This is a genomic window from Kitasatospora sp. NBC_00240 (assembly GCF_026342405.1).
Classification (GTDB): Bacteria; Actinomycetota; Actinomycetes; order Streptomycetales; family Streptomycetaceae; genus Kitasatospora.
The window spans coordinates 1,608,616-1,635,391 of sequence record NZ_JAPEMU010000001.1; the positions used below are offsets into that span (position 1 = coordinate 1,608,616).

At 74.5% G+C, this 26,776-nt stretch carries 23 protein-coding genes; 10 read left to right on the forward strand and 13 right to left on the reverse strand.

The genetic code is table 11. From position 1 onward, the window contains the following. Positions 1-12: 12 nt before the first annotated feature. Positions 13-672: a vitamin K epoxide reductase family protein gene (locus OG689_RS06640; RefSeq protein ID WP_266318567.1), complete on the forward strand. Its 660-nt coding sequence runs from the start codon at positions 13-15 to the stop codon at positions 670-672. An 87-nt stretch (positions 673-759) separates the two neighbouring features. On the opposite strand, the gene OG689_RS06645 is transcribed toward OG689_RS06640, so the two are convergent. The 3 genes from OG689_RS06645 to OG689_RS06655 all read right to left on the reverse strand — a co-directional run bounded on the left by OG689_RS06645 (position 760) and on the right by OG689_RS06655 (position 4,691). Beyond that, positions 760-1,980: an LLM class flavin-dependent oxidoreductase gene (locus OG689_RS06645; RefSeq protein WP_266318569.1), complete on the reverse strand. Its 1,221-nt coding sequence runs from the start codon at positions 1,978-1,980 to the stop codon at positions 760-762. After that, entirely contained in the window at positions 1,977-3,350 is a 1,374-nt protein-coding gene (locus OG689_RS06650; RefSeq protein ID WP_266326917.1) for an NtaA/DmoA family FMN-dependent monooxygenase, read from the reverse strand. Before OG689_RS06650 ends, OG689_RS06645 begins: the two co-directional genes overlap by 4 nt. Positions 3,351-3,473: 123 nt before the next feature. Then, positions 3,474-4,691, reverse strand: coding sequence for an MFS transporter (locus OG689_RS06655; protein ID WP_266318571.1), 1,218 nt, complete (start codon positions 4,689-4,691; stop codon positions 3,474-3,476). Between the two features lie 67 nt (positions 4,692-4,758). Between OG689_RS06655 and OG689_RS06660 the strand changes: the two genes are divergently transcribed. The 3 genes from OG689_RS06660 (at position 4,759) to OG689_RS06670 (ending at position 7,744) form a co-directional block, all read left to right on the forward strand. After that, complete coding sequence (locus tag OG689_RS06660; protein WP_266318572.1) at positions 4,759-5,166, forward strand: MerR family transcriptional regulator; 408 nt, start codon at positions 4,759-4,761, stop codon at positions 5,164-5,166. A gap of 322 nt (positions 5,167-5,488) precedes the next feature. Beyond that, the gene (locus OG689_RS06665; protein ID WP_266318574.1) at positions 5,489-7,162 is read left to right on the forward strand and encodes an alpha/beta-hydrolase family protein; all 1,674 of its coding nucleotides are present in this window, start codon (positions 5,489-5,491) and stop codon (positions 7,160-7,162) included. A gap of 183 nt (positions 7,163-7,345) precedes the next feature. Next, positions 7,346-7,744: an SHOCT domain-containing protein gene (locus OG689_RS06670; RefSeq protein WP_266318576.1), complete on the forward strand. Its 399-nt coding sequence runs from the start codon at positions 7,346-7,348 to the stop codon at positions 7,742-7,744. A 97-nt stretch (positions 7,745-7,841) separates the two neighbouring features. Here OG689_RS06670 and OG689_RS06675 read toward each other — a convergent pair whose 3' ends face one another. The 3 genes from OG689_RS06675 to OG689_RS06685 all read right to left on the reverse strand — a co-directional run bounded on the left by OG689_RS06675 (position 7,842) and on the right by OG689_RS06685 (position 10,094). After that, positions 7,842-8,861: a serine hydrolase domain-containing protein gene (locus OG689_RS06675; RefSeq protein ID WP_266318577.1), complete on the reverse strand. Its 1,020-nt coding sequence runs from the start codon at positions 8,859-8,861 to the stop codon at positions 7,842-7,844. 162 nt (positions 8,862-9,023) lie between these two features. Beyond that, positions 9,024-9,539 carry a GNAT family N-acetyltransferase gene (locus OG689_RS06680; protein WP_266318579.1) on the reverse strand — a complete coding sequence of 172 codons (516 nt, stop codon included), beginning with the start codon at positions 9,537-9,539 and terminating at the stop codon, positions 9,024-9,026. Between the two features lie 111 nt (positions 9,540-9,650). Continuing rightward, entirely contained in the window at positions 9,651-10,094 is a 444-nt protein-coding gene (locus tag OG689_RS06685) for an ankyrin repeat domain-containing protein (RefSeq protein ID WP_266318580.1), read from the reverse strand. 378 nt (positions 10,095-10,472) lie between these two features. On the opposite strand from OG689_RS06685, the gene OG689_RS06690 reads away from it, so the two are divergent. The 3 genes from OG689_RS06690 to OG689_RS06700 all read left to right on the forward strand — a co-directional run bounded on the left by OG689_RS06690 (position 10,473) and on the right by OG689_RS06700 (position 13,255). Beyond that, positions 10,473-10,667, forward strand: a complete 195-nt coding sequence (locus tag OG689_RS06690) for a hypothetical protein (RefSeq protein ID WP_073921277.1) — start codon at positions 10,473-10,475, stop codon at positions 10,665-10,667. Between the two features lie 227 nt (positions 10,668-10,894). Then, positions 10,895-12,550: a hypothetical protein gene (locus OG689_RS06695; RefSeq protein WP_266318583.1), complete on the forward strand. Its 1,656-nt coding sequence runs from the start codon at positions 10,895-10,897 to the stop codon at positions 12,548-12,550. A 330-nt stretch (positions 12,551-12,880) separates the two neighbouring features. Next, entirely contained in the window at positions 12,881-13,255 is a 375-nt protein-coding gene (locus OG689_RS06700) for an RNA polymerase-binding protein RbpA (protein ID WP_030396357.1), read from the forward strand. A 372-nt stretch (positions 13,256-13,627) separates the two neighbouring features. Here OG689_RS06700 and fxsA read toward each other — a convergent pair whose 3' ends face one another. The 4 genes from fxsA to OG689_RS06720 form a co-directional block, all read right to left on the reverse strand. Continuing rightward, positions 13,628-14,197: an FxsA family membrane protein gene (gene fxsA / locus OG689_RS06705; RefSeq protein ID WP_266318585.1), complete on the reverse strand. Its 570-nt coding sequence runs from the start codon at positions 14,195-14,197 to the stop codon at positions 13,628-13,630. 57 nt (positions 14,198-14,254) lie between these two features. After that, positions 14,255-15,913, reverse strand: coding sequence for an apolipoprotein N-acyltransferase (lnt, locus tag OG689_RS06710; protein ID WP_266326920.1), 1,659 nt, complete (start codon positions 15,911-15,913; stop codon positions 14,255-14,257). A gap of 170 nt (positions 15,914-16,083) precedes the next feature. Beyond that, positions 16,084-17,703, reverse strand: coding sequence for an amidohydrolase family protein (locus OG689_RS06715; protein WP_266318587.1), 1,620 nt, complete (start codon positions 17,701-17,703; stop codon positions 16,084-16,086). 53 nt (positions 17,704-17,756) lie between these two features. Continuing rightward, complete coding sequence (locus OG689_RS06720) at positions 17,757-18,197, reverse strand: Lrp/AsnC family transcriptional regulator (RefSeq protein ID WP_030058365.1); 441 nt, start codon at positions 18,195-18,197, stop codon at positions 17,757-17,759. Positions 18,198-18,738: 541 nt separating this feature from the next. Between OG689_RS06720 and OG689_RS06725 the strand changes: the two genes are divergently transcribed. Continuing rightward, positions 18,739-19,266 carry a hypothetical protein gene (locus OG689_RS06725; RefSeq protein ID WP_266318589.1) on the forward strand — a complete coding sequence of 176 codons (528 nt, stop codon included), beginning with the start codon at positions 18,739-18,741 and terminating at the stop codon, positions 19,264-19,266. Between the two features lie 108 nt (positions 19,267-19,374). Here the strand turns inward: OG689_RS06725 and OG689_RS06730 are convergent, their stop codons facing one another. Then, the gene (locus OG689_RS06730) at positions 19,375-20,538 is read right to left on the reverse strand and encodes an acyl-CoA dehydrogenase family protein (protein ID WP_266318591.1); all 1,164 of its coding nucleotides are present in this window, start codon (positions 20,536-20,538) and stop codon (positions 19,375-19,377) included. Between the two features lie 209 nt (positions 20,539-20,747). Here OG689_RS06730 and OG689_RS06735 point away from each other — a divergent pair, with 209 nt between their 5' ends. Both OG689_RS06735 and OG689_RS06740 read left to right on the forward strand, forming a co-directional pair. Continuing rightward, positions 20,748-21,362 (forward strand): hypothetical protein, encoded by a 615-nt coding sequence (locus OG689_RS06735; RefSeq protein WP_266318593.1) that lies wholly within the window; start codon positions 20,748-20,750, stop codon positions 21,360-21,362. A gap of 367 nt (positions 21,363-21,729) precedes the next feature. Next, on the forward strand, positions 21,730-24,030 hold the full coding sequence (locus tag OG689_RS06740) for an AAA family ATPase (RefSeq protein ID WP_266326923.1): 2,301 nt from the start codon (positions 21,730-21,732) through the stop codon (positions 24,028-24,030). Between the two features lie 271 nt (positions 24,031-24,301). On the opposite strand, the gene OG689_RS06745 is transcribed toward OG689_RS06740, so the two are convergent. Continuing rightward, the gene (locus tag OG689_RS06745) at positions 24,302-25,351 is read right to left on the reverse strand and encodes a hemolysin family protein (RefSeq protein WP_266318595.1); all 1,050 of its coding nucleotides are present in this window, start codon (positions 25,349-25,351) and stop codon (positions 24,302-24,304) included. Continuing rightward, a complete protein-coding gene (locus OG689_RS06750) occupies positions 25,348-26,682 on the reverse strand; it encodes a hemolysin family protein (RefSeq protein ID WP_266318596.1) in 1,335 nt (444 codons plus the stop codon). Before OG689_RS06750 ends, OG689_RS06745 begins: the two co-directional genes overlap by 4 nt. Positions 26,683-26,776 lie beyond the last annotated feature (94 nt).

Genomic DNA, 26,776 nt, shown 5'->3' on the forward strand with positions numbered 1-26,776 from the left:
GAGTCCGTCCCGATGACCGTCCTGTCCGCACACCCCGCCCACCCCGCGCGTCCTGAGCGCCCCGCCGCCCCGGCCCGGGGCCCGGTGCCGGCCGGCCGGGCCCTCGCCCTGCTGCTGACGCTGGCCGGCCTCGTCGGCCTGGTCGCCTCGGCCGTCCTGACCTTCGACAAGATCCGCCTGCTGTCGGACCCTTCGTACATTCCGAGCTGCAACATCAACCCGGTCGTCAGCTGCGGTTCGGTGATGCGCACCGCGCAGGCCGAGGTCTTCGGGTTCCCCAACCCGCTGCTGGGCATCGCCGCCTTCGCGGTGCTCCTCGCCGTCGGCGCCGGGTCGCTGGCCGGAGCCGCGTTCCGGCGCTGGTTCTGGCTCGGGCTGCAGCTGGGCTCGGTGCTCGGCCTGGCCTTCACCCACTGGCTGATCGTCCAGGCGCTCTACCGGATCGGCGCCCTGTGCCCGTACTGCATGGTCGTCTGGGCCGTCACGATCGCCCTGTTCTGGTACCTCACCCTGCACAACCTGCGGACCGGTACCGTCCCCCTCCCCGCCCGCCTGCACCCGGTCGTCCGGGAGGCCGTCCGCTACCACTGGGTGGTGCCCGCCCTCTGGTACGCGGTGATCGCGCTGATGATCCTCAACCGGTTCTGGTACTACTGGCGAACGTTGGTGTAGGACGCTCCAGCGCCAGGCGTCCGGGGCCGGTCACCGGTCCACCGGGCGCTCGGCGGACCGGGCGGGCCGGCCAGGTCGGCGGGCCGGTCACCGGGCGGGTCCCGTGCTGCCGGCCCGCGTATGGCGGTTGGCGGGGCGGGGCAGGCCGAGCAGTCCGCGCAGGGTGTCGGCCTCGTAGGCGGTACGGAACGCCCGGCGTCGCCGGAGCTCGGGCACCAGGCCGCCGGTGATGGCGGCGAGGTCGTGCGGCAGCACGCCCGGCCGCAGCCGGAACCCGTCCAGTCCGGCCTCCTGCCACTCCAGCAGCAGGTCGGCCAACTCGCCGGGGGTACCGGTGAAGACCGCCGCGTCCGAGCCGAACACGCTGCCGTCCACCTCGTCCAGCCGGCGCTTGCGCTCGGCGGCCCGGCCCGGTTCCGCGTCCAGGAGGACCACCAGGTCGGCGAAGGCCTTGATCCGCTCCCCCGCCGGCCGGCCGGACCGCTGCCGCGCCCGGCCGAACCCGCCGAGCCTGGTGACGGCGTCCGCGCGGGACTGCGGCGTGATGATCACGACGTCGGCCCCGGCGGCGGCCAGCTCGTACGGCGTGCTCGCGTGGGCGAGGACGGCCACCACCGGCTGGCCCTGCGGCGGGCGCGGGGTGATCGACGGGCCCCGGACGCGGAAGTGCCGGCCCTCGAAGTCGATGTGGTGCACCTTGTCACGGTCGATGAAGCGCCCTGTCGGGGCGTCCCGGATCTCCGCGTCGTCCTCCCAGCTGTCCCAGAGCCGGCGGACCACCTCGACCACCTCGCCCGCCTCGCCGAACAGTTCACGCAGTCGCGCGGCGATCAGCTCGGAGTCGAGGACGTCCTCAGGGGTCAGCTGGGGGGTGGTCCGCCGCCCGAAGTGGGCCGCATCGGCCGCTCGCGAGGTGATCTGCGGACGCCAGCCGGCCCGGCCCCGGCTCGCGTGGTCCAGGGAGGCGATGCCGACGGCCAGGTGGAACGGCTCGGTGTGGGTGACGTTGGTGGTCGGGACCAGGCCGATGTGCGAGGTCAGCGGGGCCAGCGCGGCCGCCAGCAGGACGGCGTCCAGCCGGCCCCTGACGTGGTCGGTCCGGTCGTCCGGCAGGTGGAAGGCCGAGGTCTGCAGGCCGAGGGTGTCCTCGAAGGTGACGAAGTCGAGCAGGCCGCGCTCGGCCTCGGTGACCAGGTCGGCCCAGTACCGGGCGGTCAGGATCTCGGCGGGCCGGGCCCCCGGTTCCCGCCAGGACGCCGGGTGCCAGCCGGTGCCGTCCAGCGCGACCGCGAGGTGGAGCCGTGTCACGATGCCTCCTTCTCGGTGCGTCCGGCCGTGCCGTCGTGGCCGGCCGCCGTGCTGCGGTGCGGTCGCAGACCCAGGTGGTCGCGGAGCGTGCCGCCGGTGTACTCGGTGCGGTGGACGCCCATCTCCTGGAGCAGCGGGACGACCTGGTCGACCAGGTCGTCCAGCCCGTCGGGCACCAGGTGCGGGGCGAGGATGAAGCCGTCGGCGGCGTCGGTCTGCACGAACTCGTTCATGGCGTCGGCCACTTGGCGCGGTGTCCCGACGAAGGTCGGCCGCGCGGTGACCTCGGTGACCAGGCCCCGGATGCTCAGCCCGCGCGCCTGCGCGATCCTCCGCCAGCGGCGGACGGTCTCCTCGCGCCCCTTGCGGAACTGCGTGTGCCCCTCGGTGACGCCGTCGGGCAGCGGGTCGACGTCCGGCAGCGGCCCGTCCGGGTCGTACCCCGACAGGTCCCGGCCCCAGGCCGCCTCCAGCAGCATCAGCGCCGTCTGCGGGCCGACCTGGGCCCGGGCGGTCTCGGCGGCGTGCTCGGCGGCCTCCGCGGCGGTGTCGCCCAGGACGTAGGAGACCGAGGGGATGATCTTCAAGTCCTCGTGGGTACGGCCGTACCTGGCGAGCCGCCGCTTGACGTCCCGGTAGAAGGCCCGGCCGCCGGCGAGGTCGCCGTGCCGGCTGAAGACGACGTCGGCGTCCGAGGCCGCGAACTCCCGGCCCTCGGCGGAGTCCCCGGCCTGGATGATCACCGGGTGGCCCTGCGGCCCGGGGGGCGTGCTGAACCGCCCGGAGATGTCGAAGTGCCGGCCCCGGTGCTCGAACCCGCCGGCCCCGGCCCCGATGAACTCGCCGGAGGCCGCGTCCGCCCGGAAGTCGCCCGGCCGCCAGCTGTCCCACAGCACCCGCGTGGCCTGCAGGAACTCGGCGGCCCGGGTGTAGCGGTCGGCCTCGTCGAGGAAGCCGCCGCGCCGGAAGTTCTCGCCGGTGAACGCGTCATGGCTGGTGACCACGTTCCAGCCGGCCCGGCCCCGGCTCAGGTGGTCCAGGGTGGCCAGCCGCCGGGCCACCTCGTACGGCTCGTTGAAGGTGGAGTTGACCGTCGCGGCCAGCCCGAGATGTGTGGTGACGGCGGAGAGCGCGCTCAGCACGGTGAGCGACTCGGGCCGGCCCACCACGTCCAGGTCGTGCACCCGCCCCTTGTGCTCGCGCAGCCGCAGGCCCTCGGAGAGGAAGAAGAAGTCGAACCTGCCGCGCTCGGCGGTCCGGGCCAGCCGGGCGAACGAGTCGAAGGCGATCTGGCTGCCCGCGCGGGGGTCCGACCAGATCACGGTGTTCTGGACGCCGGGGAGTTGAGCGGCGAGATGGATCTGTTTCAACGGCACGGCGGACGGTCTCCCGAGTCGGTGCGGTCAGCGGTCAACGGAACGGGTGCGGTCAACGGAACGAATGCGGCGGCGCCGAGAACTCGCCGGCCGGTGCGCCTGATCGGCGGGCGGCGCTCACCCGCGCCGGAGGGGGAACCCGTGCTTCCGGGCGGCGACCACCACGGCCACCACCGGGACCATCAGGATCAGCACGCTCCACGGGAAGGACCCGGCGCCGAGGACGCCCAGCAGCACGCCGCCGAGGACCCCGCCGGCGGCCATCGCCACGTTCCACAGGGTGACCAGCATCGCCTGGGCGGCGTCCGCCTGTTCACCGCCCGCGTCGCCCACCGCGGTCTGCAGCAGGGTCGGAACGCCTCCCCAGCCGAGGCCCCAGAGCGCCGCCGCCAGGTAGACCGCCGGGTGGCTGCCGGACCACAGGCCCAGCCCGGCCGCCGCCACCGCGACCAGCAGCGAGCTGCCGATCGTCAGGGCCCGCAGCCGGTGGTGGATCCGGGCCCCCACGATCCAGATGCTCACCATCGAGGCGAGGCCGAAGGCCAGCAGCACCAGGTCGGTGGAGCGGCCCATGCCGAGGTGGTCGAGGTAGGACGCGATGTAGGCGTACAGGACGGTGTGGGCCAGCACGAAGACCAGGGTCACGAACAGCACCGGCGTCACCCCGGGGACGGCGAGCGCCCCCAGGATGCGGGCCCTGCCTTCGGGCCGCTGTCCCGGGTGGTCCGGCACGGTCGCCGTGATCCACCCGATCACGATCAGGGCCAGCGCCGACATCACCACGAACGCCACCCCCCAGCCGAGCTCCCTGCCCAGGAAGGTGCCGGCGGGTACGCCCAGCGACAGCGCGACCGGGATGCCGGTCATGACGATCGCGATCGCCCTGCCCTGCAGATGGACCGGCGCCATCCGGCGGGCGTACCCGGCCAGCAGCGCCCACGCCAGCCCGGCGGCCACCCCGGCGACGAACCGGCCCGCCATGGTCAGCGGGTAGTCGGTCGACACCGCCGTGACGGTGTTGGCGACGGCGAAGGCCGCCATCGCCGTCAGCAGCAGCCGCTTGCGCCGCCACCCGGCGGTGGCCACGGTCAGCGGGATCGCCGTGAGCGCGGTCCCGATCGCGTAGATCGTCACCGACTGCCCCATGGCCGAATCGCTGACCCGGAGGTCGGCGCTCATCGCGGGCAGCACGCCCGCCGGCAGCGTCTCGGTCAGGCAGGTGACGAAAACGGCGGTGGCCAGCGCCAGCAGCGCCAGGACGGGGAGTTTCCGTTGCTCCGCTCGGTTGTCGGCATCGGGTCCGGCCTCGATGTCCACTGGTGACTGTGTGCTCATGGCGGCTATGGTTGAACCCTCACATATATGTGAGGGTCAACCCGGGACCGAGTGTGAGGCCAGTCACATGCGCATCGGAGAGCTGTCGGTACGCACCGACACGTCCCGCCGGCTGCTCCGCTACTACGAGGAGCAGCAGCTGATCGTCTCCGCCCGCTCGCCCAACGGCTACCGCGAGTACGACGAGCGCTTCGTGGACCGGGTGATGCAGATCCGGGGACTGCTGGACGCCGGGCTCCCGACCAGGATCATCAAGCAGATCCTTCCCTGCCTCGACAAGCCCCGAACCATCCACTTCCCCGACGCCACACCCGAGATGCTCGCCACTCTCACCCTTGAACGCGACCGGATGACCGAACGCATCAACTGCCTGATCCGCAACCGGGACTCGGTCGCCGAGTACCTGGACGCGGTCAGCGGGGGCCCCGCCGCCGACACCCGCCCGGGCGCCGCCGCGGCAGGCACCGGGGCCTGACACCGGCCCGCCGCCGGCCTGGACCACAGCCCGGACGGGCGGACCGCTGGGCGGACCGGTGGGCGGCCGGACGGCTTCGGGTCGTGTGCCGGGGGTGGGCCCGAACCGCCTCGACGGACACCGGGGAGCGGACGGACACCGGGGCTCAGGGGTGGCGCCTGGCCGGACGAGGCCCGCCACCCCTTGCCTGGCGCCGCCGAACGCCGGGGGCGACCATGAGGAGTGGGCAGGCGTCCCGCCGGGTCACGCAGTGCCGCGACCGCAGCTCGGGCGGCCCACCGCCCACGAAGCGCCGTCCGCGCCCTCTTGATCGGTCGCCGCCGTGAGAATCTTCGACAGAGGCCCGGAACCGGCGGGCGAGCCCGCGAAGCGTTGGGAGCCGGCCCTCACCCTTCCCGGCTGCTGGGGCGCCCTCGTCGCCTCCTGCCTGTCGTTCACGCCGTCGCTGCTGCCCCGCGGCGGCATCGTCCAGGGCCTGGTGTGGGGCATCGGCGCCGCGATCGGGTACGGGCTCGGCGTCCTCCTCGCGTCCGTCTGGCGCGCCTTCGCCGACCGCGAGGCCCGGCCCGCCAGGCCGTGGGCCCGGCGGTGCCTGCTGATCGGTGCGGCCGTGCTGCTCCCGGTCTTCTTCGGGCTCGGCCAGTACTGGCAGTACCTGATCCGCGGGCTGATGGGGGTGAGCGACTACACCATCTGGTTCGTGGTGCTCTCGCCCGTGGTCGCGGTGGTGGTGTTCGGGCTCCTCCTGCTGGCGGGACGCGGCGTCCGGGCGGTGTACCGCTGGACGGCGGGGCTGCTGAGCCGCCGGATCGGGCGGCGGGCGGCCCACACGGTCGGCTGGCTGCTGACCGCCGGCGTGGCCTACCTGGTGGTCAGCGGACTGCTGCTGAACGGCTTCGTCGGCGTCGCCAACGAGGTGTTCTCGGTCCGCGACGACGCCACGCCCGAGGGCGCGCAGCAGCCGGCGACCCCCCTGCGGTCGGGCGGGCCGGGCTCGGTCGTGGCGTGGGACTCGCTGGGCCGGCAGGGGCGCGGCTTCGTCGGTACCGGCCCGTCCGAGGGCGACATATCCTCGTTCACCCACCGGCCGGCCCAGGAACCGATCCGGTCCTACGCCGGGCTCGGGTCGGCGGACGACACGGAGGACCGGGCCGCGCTGGCGGTGCGGGACCTGCAGCGGGCGGGCGGCTTCCAGCGGGCGAACCTGCTGGTGGTGACCACCACCGGGAGCGGCTGGGTGGACCCGGCCTCGGTCGACTCCTTCGAGTACCTGGGCGGCGGCGACACGGCCACCGTCGCGATGCAGTACTCCTACCTGCCGTCCTGGATCTCCTACCTGGTGGACCAGTCCAAGGCCAGGGCCGCGGGCCGCGACCTGTTCGACGCCGTCTACGAGGTCTGGTCGAAGCTGCCCCAGACCACCCGGCCGCGGCTGTACGTCGCCGGCGAGAGCCTCGGCTCCTTCGGCGCGGAGACGGCGTTCAGCGGGGAGGCGGACCTGCGCAACCGCACCGCGGGCACCCTGTTCGCCGGGCCGCCCAACTTCAACACGCTGTTCCGCGAGTTCACCGACCACCGGGACCCGGGCAGCCCCGAGGTCCAGCCGGTCTACCAGGACGGACGCACCGTCCGCTTCAGCAACGACCCGGCCGCCGGGATCCCGCCGACCGACCGGACGTGGGAGGGCACCAGGGTCCTCTACCTGATGCATCCCTCGGACCCGATCGTCTGGTGGAGTCCGAACCTGATCCTGGGCAAGCCCGACTGGATCAGCCAGCCGCCCGGCCGGGACGTGCTCGGGGGCATGTTCTGGATCCCGTTCGTCACCTTCTGGCAGGTCACAGCGGACCTCCCGTTCTCCACGGGAGTGCCGCCGGGCCACGGCCACTCGTACAAGGCCGAGTACGTCGACGGCTGGAACACCGTCCTGCAGCCGTCCGGCTTCTCCGGCCAGGACCTGGACCACCTCAGGAGCATCATCGCGGCCGAGAACTGACCTCCGGCCCGGACGGCGGTGGCGCGCGGTTCACCCGGTCGGCCCACGCCGCGAGGTGCGGGCCGACCGGCCGGGAGCACAGTGGAACGCGAGAGTGGTCCCGCCGAGGCGCTCGCAGGAGTCGCACGGGGCCCTTCACCGGCCGCGCCCTTTCCGGGGGCGGCCGCCCAGGCAGGAGGCACCATGGACGACTATCCGTTGCTCAACATCTTCTGGACCATGATGTGGCTGTTCCTCTGGATCCTCTGGTTCTTCCTGCTCTTCCGGATCTTCGGCGACCTCTTCCGGGACGACTCGGTCGGCGGCTGGGGCAAGGCGGGCTGGGCCATCTTCGTGATCCTGCTGCCGTTCCTGGGCGTGCTGGTCTACCTCATCGCCCGCGGCAAGGGCATGGGCGAACGGGAGATGCAGATGCGGGCGGACGCCGAGAAGGACTTCCGCTCCTACGTCCAGAAGACCGCGGCCGGAGCCGGACCCACCCGCAGCCATGCGGACGAGCTGGCCAAGCTCGCCGAGCTGAAGAGCAGCGGCGCCATCAACGAGGCGGAGTACGAGAAGGCCAAGGCCAAGGTCCTCGCCTGAGGTGACACCCCTGCGGCGGGCCGCCGCCGCGCCCCTCGGCGCGGCGGCGGCCCGGGTTTCCGGCGCCCCCGCCGTTTCGGCCCCGCTCTCCCGGGGCTCAGCCGAAGACCTCGCGACGGAAGGCGTTCCGCAGGTCGGTGAGCGGCTGCAGCTCGCGGTTGAGGTGGACCTTGTTGGTGAGCAGGACCGCCCAGCGCCCCTGCCGGCGGGAGAGCCACATCGCGGTGCCGGTGAAGCCGTAGTGGACGAAGGTCCCCGCCGCGGGGTCCGTCCCGGGGGCGCAGAGCCAGGACAGGCCGCGGGCCGGGGCCAGCCCGCCGGTCTGCTCGCACAGGGATTCGGCGACCCAGCGGGCCGCGGCGCCGGAGCCGAGCAGCGAGGTCAGGAAGAGGCCGAGGTCGGGGGCGGTGGAGAAGGCGCCGGCGCTGCCGCAGGCGCCGCCCAGCAGCCGGGCGGAGGGGTCGTGCACCACCCCCGTGAAGTAGTCGCCGGTGGCCGCGTCGAACTCGGTCGGCGCGGTACGGGCCCGCTCGTCGGGGCCGAGGGGGCCGAAGGCGGTGTCGGTCATGCCGAGCGGCCGCCACACCTGCTCGGCGGCGAGCCCGGCCAGCGGGGCGCCGCCGAGGGCCTCGACCAGGTACCCGAGGATGATCGCGGCCCGGTCGGTGTACTGCACGGCCTGCCCGGGCGGGCGGTGCAGCGGCGCGGCCAGCACCCCGGCCCGGACGGCCGCCGGGTCGGTGCCGTAGAGCCGGGCGAAGTTGGTCCGCGGGGGCAGGCCGGCGGTGTGGGTCAGCAGGTGGCGGGCGGTGAGCCCGCCGACGGGGCGGCCGGCCACCTCGGGCCAGTAGCCGCCGAGCGGGTCGTCCAGCGGGAGCCGCCCGTCCGACCACAGGGCGCCCGCGCACGGCCAGAGCGCGACGATCTTGGTCAGGCTGGCCAGGTCGAACAGGGTGTCCCGGGCCATCTCCGGTCCGCCCGGGTAGCGCCCCAGCGGACCGTGCCGGCCCTCCTGGCGTACGCCGGCCGCGTCGCCCACCGCCCAGACCGCGCCGGTGCCGACCCCCCGGAGGCCGTCGGTCACCAGTGCCACCAGTGGCTCGCTGCTGCTGGTCATACCCCCGCCTCCGTCGCCGTCGGCCGGGAGCCTACCCAGCGGGGCGACCGGGCGACCGCCCCGGACGGGTCCGGCCGGAGCGGTGGCGACCGGGGCCCCGGTGCGGGCGATCGGGGCGGCGCGGCCGGCCGGACCGGTCGACGGCCGCCCCGGCGGCCGGTCTCAGGCGCCCGCGGCGGCCGGGGGGAACTCCTTGCCCATGCAGACGCTCTGCGGGTGCTCGCGGTAGAGGCCGAACTTCTGGATGTCGGCGTACCCCTCGGAGGCGTACAGGGCGATGGCCTCGGGCTGCAGGGTGCCGGTCTCGAGCACCACCCGGGTGTGGCCGGCCTCGGCGGCGGTCTCCTCCAGCCGGCGGAGCAGCGCCCGGGCCAGGCCCCGGCCGCGCGCGGTCGGCGCCACGAACATCCGCTTGAGTTCGGCGTCGCCGTCCCGCAGGCCGTGCGGGCCGGCCTTCTTCGCGCGCCAGCCGCCGGAGGCGACCGGCTCGCCGTCCAGGTAGGCGATCAGGAAGAGGCCGGCGGGCGGCTCGAAGTGGTCCGGGTGCATGTCGGTGAGATCGCCCTCGCCGTAGCGGCGGACGTACTCCTCCTGGACCTCCGCCGAAAGGCGCTGGGCGTCGGGGTGCCCGTAGCCGGTGACGCGGATCTCGACGGCGCTCTGCGTGGTGCTCTCCATGGTCGTCCAGCCTACGTGGGGCCCGCCCGACGGCCGGGAGCCGGGTCGGCCGCCCACCGGGCGGGGACACCGGGCCGCCGGCGGTGCCGTACGCCCCGTACGGCTCTCGGGTCAGCGCGTGGTGAAGCGGGCGACCAGGTCGTCCTTGCCGAACATCCGGGCGGTGTCGACGGCGGACGGGGTGCCGGCCCCGGGGTCGGCGCCGCCGGCCAGCAGGACGGTGAGGACCTCGTCGGCGCCCTTGAAGACGGCACCGGCCAGCGGTGTCTGGCCGCGGTCGTTGGCCCGGTCGGGGTCGGCGCCGCGCTCCAGCAGGGCCTGCACCGCGTCGGCGTGGCCGTGGTAGGCGGCCAGCATCAGCAGGGTGTCGCCGCGGTCGTTGGCGAGGTTGGCGGGGGCGCCGGCGTCGACGTACGCGGCGAGAGTGGCCGAGTCGCCGGTGCGGGCGGCGTCGAAGAGCCGGCCGGCCAGCTCGATCACGTCGGCGTCGGGGGCCTGCGGCGCGGCGGCCTCGGCGGCGTCGGCGGGACCGGTGGATTCGACGGAGTCGGCCATGGGGGGACCTTTCAGCGGGATGACGTGACGTACGGCACCGTAGCGGCCGGGCGTACCGGCGATCCAGCAGGTGTCCGGTATGTGGAGCACACCGTGCGCGGCCGCGCGACATGTCGACACGTCGATCTGTCGGTTACGCGTCCGTTCGGGCGAACTTCCGCCCGTCGGCTGCACCCCGGGGGTGGCGGGCCGGGAATGGCTCGGGACGGCGGAACAGAGCCCTTGAGCGGCCCCGGCCGCGCGGTTCGCATACACCCGTCATCGAATTTCCCGCATCGAACCACCCATTTGCGTCGTTCCATCATCTATTACTTTTTGTCACGATTAGGGCACTTTCCGTGACACTGTCCCTGTCACCCCTCCCCGAGGAGCAGACGCGTGATCCTCTCCATTTCAGGCATCGTCCTGTTCGGCACCATCGCCTTTCTCTTCTTCCGCCGGGACGGTCTGAAGATCTCCCATGCCGTGGTCTGCGCCCTCCTCGGCTTCTACGTGGCGGGCTCGTCCATCGCTCCGAGCATCACGGCCGGCGGCGCGAGCCTGGCCGGCCTGCTGGGTGGCATCAAGTTCTGAGCCGCCACTCCCCCGCACAGGCCCGGGCGCGGATCCCACCGCCCCGGGCCTGCCCGTTCAACCTCCGGCCGCGGCGCGACACCGCACCGGCCGGCCCCACCGGCCAGGACCGTACCGACCCGCACCGGCCCGCCCGCACCGCAGCACCCCGCACCGCAGCACCCCGCACCGACCGGCTCCGCCCCGTCCCCCACCGACCCGTCCCACTCGCCCGGGGAGTCCCAGGAATGTCCCTGAACCGCCACCTCAGCAAGGGCCGCACGCTCGCCCGCACGGCCGGCGACCACGCCGCAGACATGTTCGCGCCGATCACCCTCATCGGCCGTGGGCTCAGGCGCCACGCCGAGTGGGCGAAGGGCCGCTGGCAGGCCACCCCGAAGGACCGGCGAGGACCGACGCTCTTCCTCTGCGCGGCGATGGTGCTCGGCATCTTCCTGCTGCCGCACGGGCCGCTGTTCACCCTGATCGGCCTGATGGCCAGCGCCGCCTGGGTCGGCCGGGGGCCCAGGACGCCGGCCGCCCCGCCCGAGCCCGACGTCGCCGAGGTCAAGCTGACCGCGCTCTACGCGGCGCTCACCCCGTACCTGGCCCTGCCCGACGACCTGAGCCCGCTCTACGGCAACGAGAACGGGTTCCGGACGGCCTTCGGCTCTTGGGAGTTCGACGGCGACGGCCGGCTGACCGAGCTGGAGCTCGCCTACCCGGCGTACTTCACCGACACCGAGCCGGCCGCCCGGGCCCGGATCGAGCAGGTCGTCCAGGGCAAGGCGGGCCGGGCCCGCGAGTACCGCTTCGACTGGGACGAGGAGTCCAACCGGCTGCGGGTCAGCGCGCTCGCACCGCTGGCCACCGACATCGCCGCCCAGCGCTTCGTGACCGCCCCCGGCGAGATCGTGCTCGGCTTCACCGACGAGGCCGGCAGCCGCCGGATGATCCCGGTGACCCAGGCCGGGGTGAGCACCCAGCAGCCGCCGGTGATCTGGCGTACCGGCCCGCGCTCCTCCGAGCCGCACCTGCTGGCCCTCGGCACCACCGGCCACGGCACCTCCACCCTGATCCGCTCGATCGCCCTGCAGGCCCTGCCGTTCGCCGACCTGGTGCTGATCGACGGCGCCGGCACCGGGGAGCACGCCTGCCTGGTGAACCGGCCCGGCGTGCACACCGTCGAGACCAGCCTGCACGGCACCCTCGCCGCACTGGAGTGGGCCGCTCAGGAGACCGCGCGGCGGCTGACGGCGCTGAACGCCGCCCGGCACGCCGGCACCACCCCGCCGGAGGACGTCACCCGGCCGCTGTGGCTGCTGCTCGACCACCCGACCGAACTGAGCGAGCTGGCCCACGCCGAGGGCCGCCCGGACCCGCAGGACCTGCTGGAGACCCCGCTGCGGCACGGCCGCGCGGCCCGGGTCACGGTGGTGATCGCCGACGACATCGAGGCCCGCGACCGGATCACCCCCACCCTGCGCGCCACCACCCGGGCCCGGGTGGTGCTCGGCCCCACCACGCCCGAGGAGGGGCACGCCGCACTCGGCGCTCCGCTCGACATCGTGCCGGCCGCGCACGCCCCCGCCGGGCGCGGCTACGCCCGGATCGGCACCGCCGCCCCCGTCCGGCTGCAGGTGCCGGCGACCGTGGACCCGCTGGACGACGAGGCACCCGCCCAGCTGCGCGACGCGGTGATCGCGCTGCTGCCGCACCGGGACACCCGGACCGAGGCGGCGGCGCCGGCCGCACCCCCGGCCGAGCCGGTGCGGCGGGCCGGGGAGCAGCCGGCGGGCGGCCCGGACGGCCCGGCGGAGGAGGTCCACGTCGAGCGTCCGGTCGAGCTGGGCGTCGAACTGGGCAAGGAGCACGCGCCGGTGCGTCCGCGCCCGGTCTGGTGAGCCCGGCGCGGCCGGGACCCCCGCGGACGCGCGGCGGCGCCGGGTGCGGCGCGGGCCGCCGCCGGGGCCCGGCCGCGCCGGGAAAGCGGCGAACCGCTACGCTCATGGTTGAAACCCGAACTGATCACCAGTTGTGAAATTAGTGACACCTAGGGTGATATCACCGGCCAGATGTGACAAATCGGGCGCTGATGGGTACAAACAGGGGCGGCACGCCAAACGACGCATGTCCCCGGACGGGAATCTTCGTCGACAGCCGGGCGTTGACCGAACTGACGAAGAACAGCGACCAACTAGTCCTGTGGGCCATAAGCCCGGGAGGCACGATTCATGAGCGAGCGAGCTCTTCGCGGCACGCGACTCGGGGCCACTAGCTACGAGACCGACCGCGGTATCGATCTGGCTCCGCGCCAGACTGTCGAGTATGCATGTCAGAACGGACACCGATTCGAGGTTCCCTTCTCCGTGGAAGCGGAGATTCCCTCGGCCTGGGAATGCCGATTCTGCGGCCAGGAAGCAGTACTTCTCGACGGCGACGAGCCGGAGGAGAAGAAGACCAAGCCCACGCGTACCCATTGGGACATGTTGATGGAGCGCCGGACGCGCGAGGAGTTGGAGGAGGTGCTGGCCGAGCGGCTGGCCGTGCTCCGCTCCGGTGGGATGAATCTCGCGGTGCACCCGCGCGACACCCGCAAGAGCGCCTGACCTCGCTCCCGCCCTGTGCGGGAGGCAGTCGAAAAGGGACCCTGGAATTGTTCAGGGTCCCTTTCGTGTGTCCGGAGACCGTGTGTCCGGAGACCGTGTGTCCGGAGCTGGCCGTGTCCGCAGGCGGGTCCCCGTGGGCGCGGGCGCGTCGGCCCGGATGCCCGGCCGGGGCCGCCCGGCGCCTTCGGTCCCTTTGGCGCCCGACCCGGGGCCCCTCCGTCCACCCCTCTCCGCGCTGCCCCCGGTCATGCCCGTGGGGGCGACGGTCATGCCCGTGGGGGCGACCCGCCGGGGTGCGGCGGGCCGCCCCCACGGGGAACGGCGGTGCAGATCGGGTCCGTCCGGTGGCCGGCCGGACCGGGGCCCGGTGGCTCAGCCGGTGATCGGCGGGCGGTAACCGGTCTCCGGGCCACGCGGGCCCTGGGCCGGGTCGACCACCTCGCCCTGGACGATCTTGCCGTCCGGGCGGTGGATCCTCAGCTGCTCCTGCAGCCGGACCGCGTCCGCGAACGGATCGGTGCCGGCCACCGGGGAGCGGCGCAGCGCGGCGCCGGCCGCCTTGCGCCCGGCCGCCCGCCAGAGCGCCCGGGTGGGCGGCAGCAGCAGGGTCACGGCCAGCAGGTCGGAGAGGAACCCCGGAAGGATCAGCAGCAGCCCGGCCAGCACGGTCAGGCTGGTGCCGGTCTGGGCCTGCTGGGGCTTGGGGTCACGGCTCTGCTCGAAGGCCGCCGAGAGGGCCTTCAGGCCGGCCCGCTTGATCAGCCAGCCGCCGAGCAGCACACCGGCGAGCAGCAGCAGCACGACGGCGAACCCGCCGATCGCGGAGCCGACCTGGACCAGCAGCCAGATCTCCAGGACCAGCCAGATGGTCATCAGCAGCGGCAGCACCCGCCGGATTCTGCCCCGAGGGGCCGGGCGGGCGGGGGTAGCTTGCTGGGTCACGGTACGGATCCACTCCATCGCGGTGCTCTTCGCGCCGCCCGGCGGAGTCCGGGGCGGTTACGGCACCACCGGGTTCAACGCATCGTCGCCGGCGGGTGTTCCGTCGGTGGGCCGCCCGCCACGGCGGCGGCGCACGCCGGCGCCGACCGCGACGCCGCAGGCCAGCAGTCCGGCGACGGCGACGATCCACTCGGGGGCGGCGCCGAGCCGGTCGGCCACCGTCCGCCCGTCGCGCAGCGGCACGGTCGCGGCGATCTCGGCCGCGGTCAGCTCGTCGGTGCGGGTGACCACCGAACCGTCGGGGGCGATCACGGCACTGATGCCGCTGGTCGCGGCGATCAGCACGGCCCGGCCGTGCTCGACGGCCCGCAGGCGGGACATCGCCAACTGCTGGTCGGGCTGGCCACTGAGGGCGTAGGTCGCGTTGTTGGTCTGCACGACCAGCACCCGCGCGCCCTGGTCCACGGTGTCGCGGACGATCTCGTCGTAGGCGACCTCGAAGCAGATCACGTCGCCGATCCGGGCCGGGCCGAGCTGCATCACACCGGTCGAGGTGCCGGGCCAGAAGTCGCGGGAGACCCGGTCCAGCCGGGTGATGATCTTCGAGAGTTCGGCGCGGAAGGGCACGTACTCGCCGAACGGCACCGGGTGCTGCTTGGTGTAGGAGGCGCCGGGGCCGGTCTTCGGGTCCCAGACGATGCCCTCGTTCTGGACGTGCTGCGGGTCCGGGCCGTCGACCAGGGTGCCGATCAGGGTGGGGACGCCGACGGCCTTCACCGCCTGGTCGATCCGCCGGTAGGCCAGCGGGTCGCTGAACGGGTCCAGGTCGGAGGCGTTCTCCGGCCAGATCACCACGTCGGGGCGCTCGCGGCGGCCGGCCGCGATGTCGGCGGCCAGCTTCTCGGTGGCCTCCGCGTGGTTGTTGAGCACCTGCATCGGGCGGCCGAGGAAGTCCATCCCGGGGTTGGGCACGTTGCCCTGGATGATGGCGACCTTCAGGGTGTCGGCGGCCGCGGTCGGCACCGGAACGGCGTACCCGGCGAGGACGGCCGCGACGGCTCCCAGCGCCGCCAGCGCGGCGGCGCGCGGGGCCCGGCGCGGACCGCGCAGGCGCAGCGCCGCCCAGGCCAGCAGGGCTCCGCAGAGGGCGACCGCGAAGGTCACCAGCGGGGCGCCGCCGAGCGCGGCGAGCGGGGTGAAGGGAGTCGCGGTGTTGGCGAAGGCCAGCCGGCCCCAGGGGAACCCGCCGAGCGGGAGCCGGTCGCGGGCCCATTCCTGGGTGACCCAGAGGCAGGCCGTCCAGAGCGGCCAGCCGGGCAGCCGGGAGGTGACGGCGAGGCCGGCGCCGAGCGCGGCGACGAACAGCGCCTCGACCACCGACAGGCCGATCATGGCGTCCGTCCCGATCACCGTCAGCCACTTGAGCAGCAGCACGAAGAACGGCAGGCCGAAGGCGAAGCCGGTCCAGGCGCCCTGCCGGGCGGTCCGGCCCCGGGTCAGCAGACAGAGCCCGGCCACCGCCACGATCGAGAGCGGCCAGAGGTCGTACGGGGGGAACGCCGCGCCGAGCAGCAGGCCGAGGAGGACGGCCAGCCCCGTGCGGGGCAGGCCGGCGCGGACCTTGGCGAGGGCGCGGGCGCCCCGGCCGGCCGCGGGTGCCGAGGCGGGCTCCTCGGGCGCGGGCCCGGATGCCGACCGCTCCTGCGTGACGGGCAGTGCCACCTGCGCACCATCTCTCTGGTCGTACGTGTTCGCGCGTTCTTCGCCGTCCGTTGTCCGAACGCCGTGCGAAGACGGTACCCCGGATCCGGAGGTGTACGGATAACGGGGTGGCCACGCCCCGGGTGGCCGACGAGCGGACCCGGGACGCGGCGGCGCGGCGGGGATCAGGCCACGTGGACGGTCCGGCCCCGGACGACGGTGCGCCGGCAGACCGGCAGCGGCGCGCCGGGGGTCAGGTCGGGCAGGCCGGGGGTGCCGGAGCGGGGGTCGGTGGACCAGCCGGCCACCCGGGAGTCGGGGGTCTGCACCACCAGCTCGCCGGCGGACCACACCGCGTAGCTGGCGACCGCGCCGGGCACCAGCACACCGTCCTGGTCGCGGCCCAGCGCGCGCCAGCCGCCCCGGGTGTGGGCGGTGAACGCGGCCCGGACCGAGATCCGGTGCTCGGGCGTGCGGTGGAAGGCCGCGGCGCGCACCGTCCCCCACGGGTCCAGGGCGGTGACCGGGGCGTCCGAACCGAAGGCCAGCGGGACGCCGGCCCGCAGCAGCGCGGCGAAGGGGTTCAGCCCGGCCGCCCGCTCGGCGCCGAGCCGCTGGGCGTACATGCCCTCGGGCCCGCCCCAGGCGGCGTCGAAGGCGGGCTGGACGGAGGCGACCAGGCCCAGCTCGACGAAGGCGGCGACCGCCTTGTCGTCCAGCGCCTCGGCGTGCTCGACCCGGTGGCGCAGCGCCTTCACCCGGGCCGGGCCGACCCGGTCGGCGGCGGCCCGGACACCGTCCAGGACGGCGGTCAGCGCGGCGTCGCCGATCGCGTGGAAGCCCGCCTGCAGGCCGGCCTCGGTGCAGGCGGCGACATGGTCGGCGACCTGCTCGGCGGTCAGATAGGCAGTGCCGGTGTGCGGCGCGTCCTGGTACGGCGTGTGCAGGCAGGCGGTGTGCGAGCCGAGCGCGCCGTCCACGAAGAGGTCGCCGCCCGCGCCGACGGCGCCCAGGCGACGGGCGGCCTCGACGCCGCCCAGCTCGCCCCAGTAGCCGAAGACCTCGGGGGTGTCGCCCTGCCCGGCCAACGCGAGCAGGTCGGTGAGGTCCTGCTCGGAGGAGATGTCGGGGCCCGCGCACTCGTGCAGGGAGCCGATGCCGAGCGCGGCGGCCCGGGCCAGGGCGGCCCGCTGGGCGGCCCGGCGCTGCTCCGGCGTCAGGTGGGCGAGGGCGGCCCGGCGCACCGCGTGGTGGGCGTCCCGGGTCAGCGGTCCGTCGGCGCTGTACCCGGGCAGGGCGGCCAGGCCGGGGGTGAGCACGCGCAGCGCGGTCGAGGCGAGCCCGGAGTGGACATCGGTGCGGGAGAGGTAGAGGGCGGCGCCGCCGGCGGCCGCGTCCAACTCGGCCTGGGTGGGCGGGCGGCCGTCGGCCCAGCCGGTCTCGTCCCAGCCGTGCCCGATCAGCACGCCGGCCGCTCCGCCCGCCTGCTCGGCGGCGGCCCGGACGAAGCCGGCGATCCGCGCCAGCGCCTCGCCGAGCGAGGGACAGCCGGTCAGGTCCAGGCCGGTGAGCGCCAGGCCGGCCGAGGTGGCGTGCACGTGGGCGTCCACGAAGGCGGGGGTGACCAGCGCACCGTCCAGCTCGACGATCTCGTCCGCGACGTCCGCGTAGGCCTCGGCGGCACCGTCGCTGCCGACCCAGGCGACGTGCTCGCCCTCGACGAGCATCGCGGTGGCGAACGGGTCGGCGGGGCTGTAGACGGATCCGCCGCGCAGCAGCACGGTCCGGGAGGTGCGTTCGGTCATGGGCCCAAGTCTGCACCCGCACCGTCCGGCCGAACGCCCCGGGGGGGCGCGTCTCAGAGCTTCGGGGGGCGCGCTTCGTACGGGGTGGAGAGGACGACGGTCGTCCGGGTCGAGACACCCGCCGCGCTGCGGATCCGGGCGAGCAGGTCCTCCAGGTCGCCGGGGGCACCGACCCGCACCTTGAGGATGTAGTTCTCGTCCCCCGCCACGCTGTGGCAGGCCTCGATCTCGGGAAGCCCGGCCAGGCGGTCCGGGGTGTCGTCCGGGGCGCTCGGGTCGAACGGTTTGACCGAGATGAACGCGGTCAGCGCGAGGTCGACGGCGTCGGGGTCGATGATCGCCGTGTACCCGCGGATCACCCCGCGCTGCTCCAGGCGACGCACCCGTTGGTGCACCGCCGAGGTGGACAGGCCGGTGGCCTTGCCCAGGTCCGTGTAGCTCATCCGGCCGTCCTCAAGGAGCAGCTGAACGATGCGCTGGTCGAGATCCTCCACAAGGCGCAAACCTACTCTGCTTTTTTGCGGCGGCTCGCCGCCGGGTTCGTCGGGTGTGCCGTCACGGCTCGGCAGGTCGGGCCGTGCGCCAGGATCGGACCTCCCTGACCCGCCGTTGGCGGCCGGGCGCGGGTGCGCCCCAGCGCCCGGCCCGGCTGCGAGCCACCCCGTACAAGGACGACGAGCCACCCCCGCGGTAACCCCCGCCCATACCCACCTGGCCTCGAGCCACCCCCGTAGTGACCCCCGCCCACCACCCACCACCCACCCGGCGGCGAGCCAAAGGAGCGCGCCGGTGGCGAAAGCGAGGAGCGAGGAAGGGAGCGAAGCGACCGCGGGAGCGACGACCGTCGCCGCCGGACCAAAGCGCTCCGGCGGCGAGCCGCCGCATATAGGATGTGTCATGTGCCGGACGAATGTGGCGAAGGACACACCCCGTGCATCACCGTGCCACCCACCGCAGGATTATGAGCCCCCGTCGGCGGGAAGTGCTGGTTGTGGCCCTGGCCGACCAGGCCGGCCCGATCCGAGGGGGATCACCATGTCTGCCGTTGACGAGCGCTCGCTGAGCGCGGACGACACCCACGATACGAACGACCGCGACACCTTCGCGGTCTCGTACGGCCCGACCCCGGGGACGGACCCCGGCGAGGCCGACACCTGGGAGATCATCCGGGTGCACTGCCCCGAGTGCGACCGCCCGATCGCCCTGGTGGGCGACGAGGAGCGGCTCCCGCAGCACGCGGTCCTGCCGACCGCCTGGCACCCCTTCTCCCCCGCGCTGTGCCCCGGTTCGGGCGTGCCCGCGGACGACCTGGCGGAGATCGACGCTCCCGAGGACACGGTCGCGGCCGGCCTGGAGGGGCTGCTGGCCCTGCCCGCAGCCCTGGACTGGCGCACCCAGCCGTTCTCGCACGCCGTGGCGCACAGCCCGGTGAAGGCCGCCGGCGCGCAGCCCGTGGCACCGGCCCCGGACGCGGTGCCGGCCCAGCGCACGGCCTCCCGCCCGGCGGCGGGCCGCTCCGTGCAGGCCGGTCGCCGCCCGGCGGCGCAGCTCGCCCGCCGCTGACCGCACGGGACGCGTACGGAACTCGTACGGTCCGGCGCCCACCGTCGGGACAGGGCGGCCGCCGGACCGGACGGGTCTTCGGTTGACGGATCGTCAACCTTCCTGCTGTCAGCTACCGGTGAGGTGGCGACCGATCACCAGTCGCTGGATCTGGTTGGTGCCTTCGACGATCTGCAGCACCTTGGCCTCGCGCATGTACCGCTCGGCCGGGAAGTCCTGGGTGTACCCGTACCCGCCGAGCACCTGGACGGCGTCGGTGGTGACCCGCATCGCCGCGTCGGTGCAGAACAGCTTGGCCATCGCGGCCTCCTTGGAGAAGGAGAGCCCGGCGTCGCGGCGGCGGGCGGCGGCGAGGTAGAGCGAGCGGCCGGCCTCGAGCTGGGTGGCCATGTCGGCGAGCATGAACGACAGGCCCTGGAAGTCGGCGATCCGGCGGCCGAACTGGCGGCGGCTGCCCGCGTAGTCGACGGCGAGGTCGAGGGCGGCCTGGCCGACGCCGATCGCGCAGGCGGCGATGCCGAGGCGTCCGGAGTCCAGGGCCGAGAGGGCGATCTGGAAGCCCTGGCCCTCGGTGCCGATCAGCCGCTCGCGGGCGACCCGCACACCGTCGAAGTGCACCTGGGCGGTCGGTGAGGAGCGCATGCCCATCTTGTGCTCCGGCGGCGCCGCCGACAGGCCCGCACTGCCGGCCGGGACGAGCAGGCAGCTTATGCCGCGCGGGCCGTCCTCGCCGGTGCGCACCAGGGTGCTGTAGAAGTCGGCCTGGCCGCCGTGGGTGATCCAGGCCTTGGTGCCGCTGATCACGTACTGCTCGCCGTCGAGCTCGGCACGGGTGCGCAGGGCGGCGGCGTCGGAGCCGGACTGCGGCTCGGAGAGGCAGTAGGCGCCGAGCTGGTCGCCGCCGAGCATCGCGGGCAGCCAGGCTGCGCGCTGCTCGTCGCTGCCGAAGGTGGCGAGGGCGTGGCAGGAGAGGGTGTGGACGCTGACCCCGAGGCCCACGGCCAGCCAGCCGGCCGCGAGCTCCTCCAGGACCTGCAGGTAGACCTCGTACGGCTGGTCGCCGCCGCCGTGCTCCTCGCCGTACGGGAGGGAGAGCAGCCCCGCCTCGCCGAGCGTGCGGAAGACCTCGCGGGGGAAGCGGTCGGCCGCCTCGTCCCCGGCTGCGCGCGGTGCGAGCTCGCGCTGGACCAGGTCGCGGGTGAGGCTCAGGAGTTCTCGGGCCTCGTCGCTGGGGAGCTGGCGGTCCACAGGTTTCGCGGGTGCGGGGCTCATGGCGGTTGGTCGCCTCCTCGATCGGGCGCCGGGCCCAGAGGTGGCGGGCACGGCACGGGTGTGGCAGGTCGGCCCGACCGTCACCGGGTCGCGGTGAACGGTCGTTCACATGTCTGGCGATGTGAGTATGCCCGATCCGGGCCCGGCCGTCACGGCCGGCGGCCGATCACCGTCGCCGCCGCCGGGTGGGCGCCCGTACAGTGATCGCTGTGACGGACTGTGCTGGTCGGGACGGTGACCCGGGGCTGAGCGCGCTGGCGGCGCGGCTCGCCGCGGCGGCGCCGTCCTGCGGGCCGGTCCGCCTGATCGGGGTGGACGGCCACGCCGGGTCGGGCAAGACCACCTTCGCCGGCCGGCTGGCCGCGGCGCTCGGCGGTGCGCCGGTGGTCCATCTGGACGACCTGGCGACGCACGCGGAGCCGTTCGGGTGGACGGGGCGGCTGCGGGGCGAGGTCCTGGAGCCGCTGGCCGCCGGCCGGGCGGCCCGGCACCGGGTGTACGACTGGACGCTGCACCGGTTCCAGGGCACCCGGACGGTACCGGCGGCCCCGGTGGTACTGGTGGAGGGCGTGGGCGCCGGCCGGCGGGCGGTGCGGCCCTGGCTGGCCGGGCTGGTCTGGATGGAGCTGGACGCGCCGGCCGCACGCCGGCGCGGGGAGCTTCGGGACGGCCCGGAACTGGCCGAATTCTGGGCCGGCTGGGCGCGGGCCGAGCGGGAACATTTCGCCGCCGACCCGAGCCGTCCGTATGCCGACAGCCGGGTGGACGGAGTAACCGGACGGATCGCCTCCGGCACCCTCGGTGAGCTGCCGAACCTCCCTTGACCTGGGCCGTCGCAGGGAACTAGGTTTTCCCTCGTCGCGAGATTGTTGATCGCGCAACCACAGACACGGCATCTCCGGCTTGTTCCCCCGTGAGCCGGAGATGCCGTTCTCCTTGCCCCGTACCCCAACGAGCCGGGCGCCGTTTGGATTTGACCTGGCGCGGCACCCTTCCGGATCAGCTCCGCGCCGGTACGATTCCTGGCAGGCGCATATGCGCCCCGGGGGCTCTCTCCACCGGCGAACCATGCAGCCGGCCGAGCTCCGATGCACACCGCGGGGGGCGTGAGTGACGACGGTGGAGAGTTCCGACAGCAACAACGCGGGCGGGGGCCCCGGCAGGCTCGCCGACCGCGCCTGGCTGCGGGCGATGGACGCCTACACGGCCGGCGCGTACGCGCGCGCGGAGGAGGAGTTCCGGGCGGCGGTGCGCCTCGACCCGGGAATGGCCGACGCCTGGCTCGGCCTGCACGCCCTGCGCTGCGACACCTCGGGCGCCCTGCTGGCGATGCACCGGCACCGCAAACGCTTCGGCGAACAGCGCAGCCGGCACCGACGCCCGCTCAGTTCCTGGTACTGGCTGGGCTGGTGGGTCCAGCCCGTGCTGGAGGACGCCCGCGACCTGGCCCTCGCGCACGCCTCGCACTGGCTCGACGGGCGCCACCTCACCGAACTCGACATCGCCCTCGCCCAGTGCCCGCCGCCCGGCGAGGACCCCTCGGTGCGCTTCCTGCACGCCTGCCGCTCCTACCTGTTGAAGGACTGGGAGCAGCTCATCCGGGACACCGACCGGCTGCTGGACGACCCGCTGCTCGGCATCGAGGCCGGCCTCTTCGGCGGAATGGCGCGGGTACGGCTGGACATGTGCGCACAGGCCCAGGGCCCGCTGGCGGCCTCGCTGGCCCGCTGCCGGTCCGAGCAGCCGCAGCGCAAAGAGCTGCGCTACTGGCTCGCCCGGGCCTACGAGGGCGCCGGACGCAGCGCCGCCGCCCTGCCGCTGTACCGCGCGGTGCACCGGGCCGACCCCGCGTTCATGGACACCGCCGCCCGGCTGACGGCGATCTCCGCCGAGGACGGGCTGGTGGACGCGCTGCTGGAGGGCGTCACCGGCAGCGGGCCGGCGGGCGGCGGACAAGGCGCCGGCGGGGGGCGCGAGGCCGGGCCGGTGGCCGGCTTCGGCACCGACGAGGCGTACGACCCGGCGGAGGAGCTGGGGGCGGCCGAGGCCTTCGGGGCCGCCGCGGGCTACGGCGCGGACTACGAGACCCAGGACGACCTGCCGGTGGGGTACACCGCGGGCCCCGAGGCCGGCCGCCCGACCGAGCCCGGGACGGGCTTCGGCACGGACTACCCGGGTGAACCGCCCGCCGGCCTCCCGGCGGACTTCCCGGCCGGTTTCCGCGGCGACTTCGCCGGCGGCCTGCCGGCCGGCTACACCGTGGACGAGGGCTTCGGCCCACGCGAGGCCTTCGAGGACGTCCCGGGGGCGGGCCAGGGCGTCGGCGAGGCCGTCGGGCCGCAGGCGGAGACCGGCCCGTCGGCGGGCAGCCCCTCGGCAGGCGGTCCGAGACCGGGGGCCGAGGGCGGCGCCGGCCCCGAACCACGCTCCGGGCCAGGGGCGTTCGAGGGGCCGGGCGCGTTCGAGGGGCCCGCGCCGCAGGGCGCGGGCGCCCGCAGCGGCTCCGGGACCGGCGCACCGGCCGAGCCCGGTCCGGCGGCCACCCTGTTCCTCCCCGGCCGCGCCGTCGGCTCGCAGGCGGTGCCGGCCCACCGCGCCTCCCCCGGCCGCTCGGGCAGCCGGCAGGAGCTGGACGCCGCCCTGGACGCGCTGGAGCGGATGGTCGGACTGGACCCGGTGAAGCGCCAGGTCCGGGCGCTGTCAGCGCAGTTGCGGATGTCCAGGTTGCGGGCCGGCGAGGGGCTGCCGGTGCAACCGCCGAAACGTCACTTCGTCTTCTCCGGCCCCTCCGGCACCGGCAAGACCACCGTGGCCCGGATCCTGGGCCGGGTGTTCCACTCCCTCGGGCTGCTCTCCGGCGACCACCTGGTGGAGGCCCAACGGGCCGACCTGGTCGGCGAGTTCCTCGGCCAGACCGCCGTCAAGGCGAACGAGCTGATCGACTCCGCACTGGACGGCGTGCTCTTCATCGACGAGGCCTACAGCCTCTCCAACTCCGGCTACAGCAAGGGCGACGCCTACGGCGACGAGGCCCTGCAGGTACTGCTGAAGCGGGCCGAGGACAACCGGGACCGACTGGTCGTCATCCTGGCCGGCTACCCCGAGGGGATGAACCGGCTGCTCGCCACCAACCCCGGCCTCAACTCCCGCTTCACCACCCGGGTGGACTTCCCCAGCTACCGGCCCGGCGAGCTCACCGCGATCGGCTCCGCGCTGGCCGGCCGGGACGGCGACGGCTGGGACGAGGACGCCACCGAGGAGCTCGCCAGCATCTGCGCGCACGTGGTCCGCGAGGGCTGGATCGACGACCTCGGCAACGGCCGGTTCATCCGCACCCTCTACGAGAAGTCCTGCGCCTACCGCGATCTGCGACTCTCCCTCACCGGCGGTCAACCGAGCCGGGAGGACCTGGCCACCCTGCGGCTGCCCGACCTGGTCCAGGCGTACGGCGAGCTGATCGACGGCCGCGGCGGGCCGGCGGAGGCCCGGTGACCTGAGTGTCACACGCCGCCCGGAGGACCCTCCAGGCAGCGCGCGAACGCCAGGCCCCGCGGGTGGCGGCGCGAGCCGTGACACCACGCACCCGCGTCGGCGCCCCGCCGTCCGCCCCCGCCCCGCAGGACGGGGCGAACGCCGCCCGACCCGGCACCAGGATCCGCGCCGGGCCGGGGCCGTCCGCCGTACGAGGCCGGGCCGGCCGGGGACGGATCACGCTGGCCCCCCGACCGGACCGGCCCGCGGCCCGGTGGCCGCCCGCCCGCCGCTACGCCGCGGCGGGGCGGTGGTCCGGGTCGTGCACCTCGCCGACCAGCTCCTCGACCACGTCCTCCAGGGCGATCAGGCCCAGGGTGCGGCCCTCGGTGTCGACCACGGCGGCCAGGTGCGAGGCGGCCCGGCGCATCGCGCCGAGCGCGTCGTCCAGCGGCAGGCTGCCGCGCACCACGGTGATCGGGCGCCAGAGCCGGGCCGGCACGGGCGCGGACGGGTCCTCGACGTCCAGGATGTCCTTGAGGTGCAGGTAGCCGAGGAAGCCGTTGCCGGCGACGTCGCCGTCGACCACGGGGAAGCGCGAGAAGCCGGTGCGTACGGCCAGTTCCTCGATCTCGGCGGCGGTCACCTTGGTGCCGACGGTGACCAGCTGCTCCGGCGGCAGCACCACGTCGGTGACCGGGCGGTGGCCCAGCTCCAGCGCGTCCTCCAGCCGCTCCTGGCGGTCGACGTCGAGCAGGCCGGCGTCCCGGGAGTCGAGCAGCAGGTACATCAGCTGCTCGGTGGTGAAGACCGACGCGACCTCGTCCTTGGCCTCCACCTTGAACAGCTTCAGGATGCCGTTGGCGAAGGCGTTCAGGAAGCTGATCACCGGGGCCAGCAGCCGGGCCAGCCGGTCCAGCGGCGGGCCGAGCACCAGCGCTGCCTTCTCGGGGCCGGCCAGCGCCAGGTTCTTGGGCACCATCTCGCCCATCACCATGTGCAGGAAGACCACCACGGCCAGCGACAATCCGTAGGAGAGCGGGTGCATCAGGCCGTCGGGGACGCCCATCGCGTGGAACGGGCCCTCCACCAGGTGCGCGATGGTGGGCTCGGCGAGCGCACCGAGGCCCAGCGAGCAGACGGTGATGCCGAGCTGGGCCGCGGCCAGCATCGCGGAGACGTTGGACAGCGCGTGCAGCACGGTGCGGGCCCGCTTGTTGCCCGCCTCGGCGAGCGGTTCGATCTGGCTGCGCCGGACGGAGATGACGGCGAACTCGGCGCCGACGAAGAAGGCGTTGCCCAGCAGCAGCAGGAGTGCGGCGGCCAGTTGGAGCGCGGTCATCGGGTCTCGTCCTCGTCGTGGCGGTGCGCGGCGGTGCGCTCGACCCGGACCTTGGTCGTCCGGTGCCGGTCGACGTTCTCCACGGTCAGCCGCCAGCCGGGCAGCTCGGCCTGCTCACCGGGAGCCGGCAGCTTGCCGAGCAGGTCGGCCACCAGGCCGGCCAGGGTCTCGTACGGGCCTTCGGGGGCGTGCAGCCCGATGCCCTCCAGCTGGTCGATCCGGGCCTTGCCGTCGGCCGCCCAGACGGGCAGCCCGTCGACGGGCGGCAGCGGTACCAGCTCGGGGGTGTCCTCGGGGTCGTGCTCGTCCTGGACCTCACCGACGATCTCCTCGACGATGTCCTCGATGGTGACCACGCCGGCGGTGCCGCCGTACTCGTCCACCACGATGGCCATCGGCTGCTGGCGGCGCAGCCGGTCGAGCAGTGCCTCGGCGGGCAGCGTCTCGGGCACCAGCAGCGGCGCCGTGGCGAGGTCGGCGACCCGGACGCCGCCGCGGTGCTCGTGCGGGACGGCCAGCGCGTCCTTGAGCGTCACGGTGCCGGTGACCTCGTCCAGGCTGTCGGCGTAGACGGGGAACCGGGACAGGCCGGTGGCCCGGGTCAGGTTGAGGACGTCCGCGGCGCTGGCGTCGCGCTGGAGGGCGGCGACGTCGACGCGCGGGGTCATCACGCTCTGGGCGGTGAGCTCGCCGAGGCCGAGGGTCTTCACGAACAGCGTCGCCGACTCCTCGTCCAGGACGCCGGCCTTGGCCGAGTGACGGGCCAGCGAGACGAGTTCGGCGGGAGTGCGGGCGTGGCCCAGCTCCTCCTGCGGTTCGACGCCCAGCGCCCGGACCGTCCGGTCGGCGGCGCCGTTCAGCAGGCTGATCAGCGGGCGGCAGACGGCGGAGAAGGCCATGTGCGGGGCGGCGACCGCGCGGGCCACCTGCATCGGGTGGGAGATCGCCCAGTTCTTCGGGACGAGCTCGCCGATCACCATCTGCAGCACGGTGGCCAGCACCATGCCGATGATCACGGCGACGCCGCGGGCGGCGGACTCCGGCACACCCAGCGCGACCAGCGGCGGGCTGAGCAGGACGGACAGGGCCGGCTCGGCGAGCATGCCGACCACCAGCGAGGTGACGGTGATGCCGAGCTGGGCGCCGGAGAGCTGGAAGGAGAGGTGCCGCAGGCCGTGGCCGATCCGGCGGGCCTTCGGGTCCCCGGCCTCGGCGGCGCGGTCGACCGCGCCGCGCTCGACCGTCACGAAGGCGAACTCGGCGGCCACGAACAGGCCGTTGGCGAGGATGAGCAGCAGGGCCGCGAGCAGCAGCAGCCAGGCGGTGATCACAGTGCCGCCTGCCTTCCGAGGGTCGGAAGTGGGGCGGCGTCGGTACTACCGGACGGATCGTCCATCGAGGGGAGGTGTCACTCCTCAGGTCGCG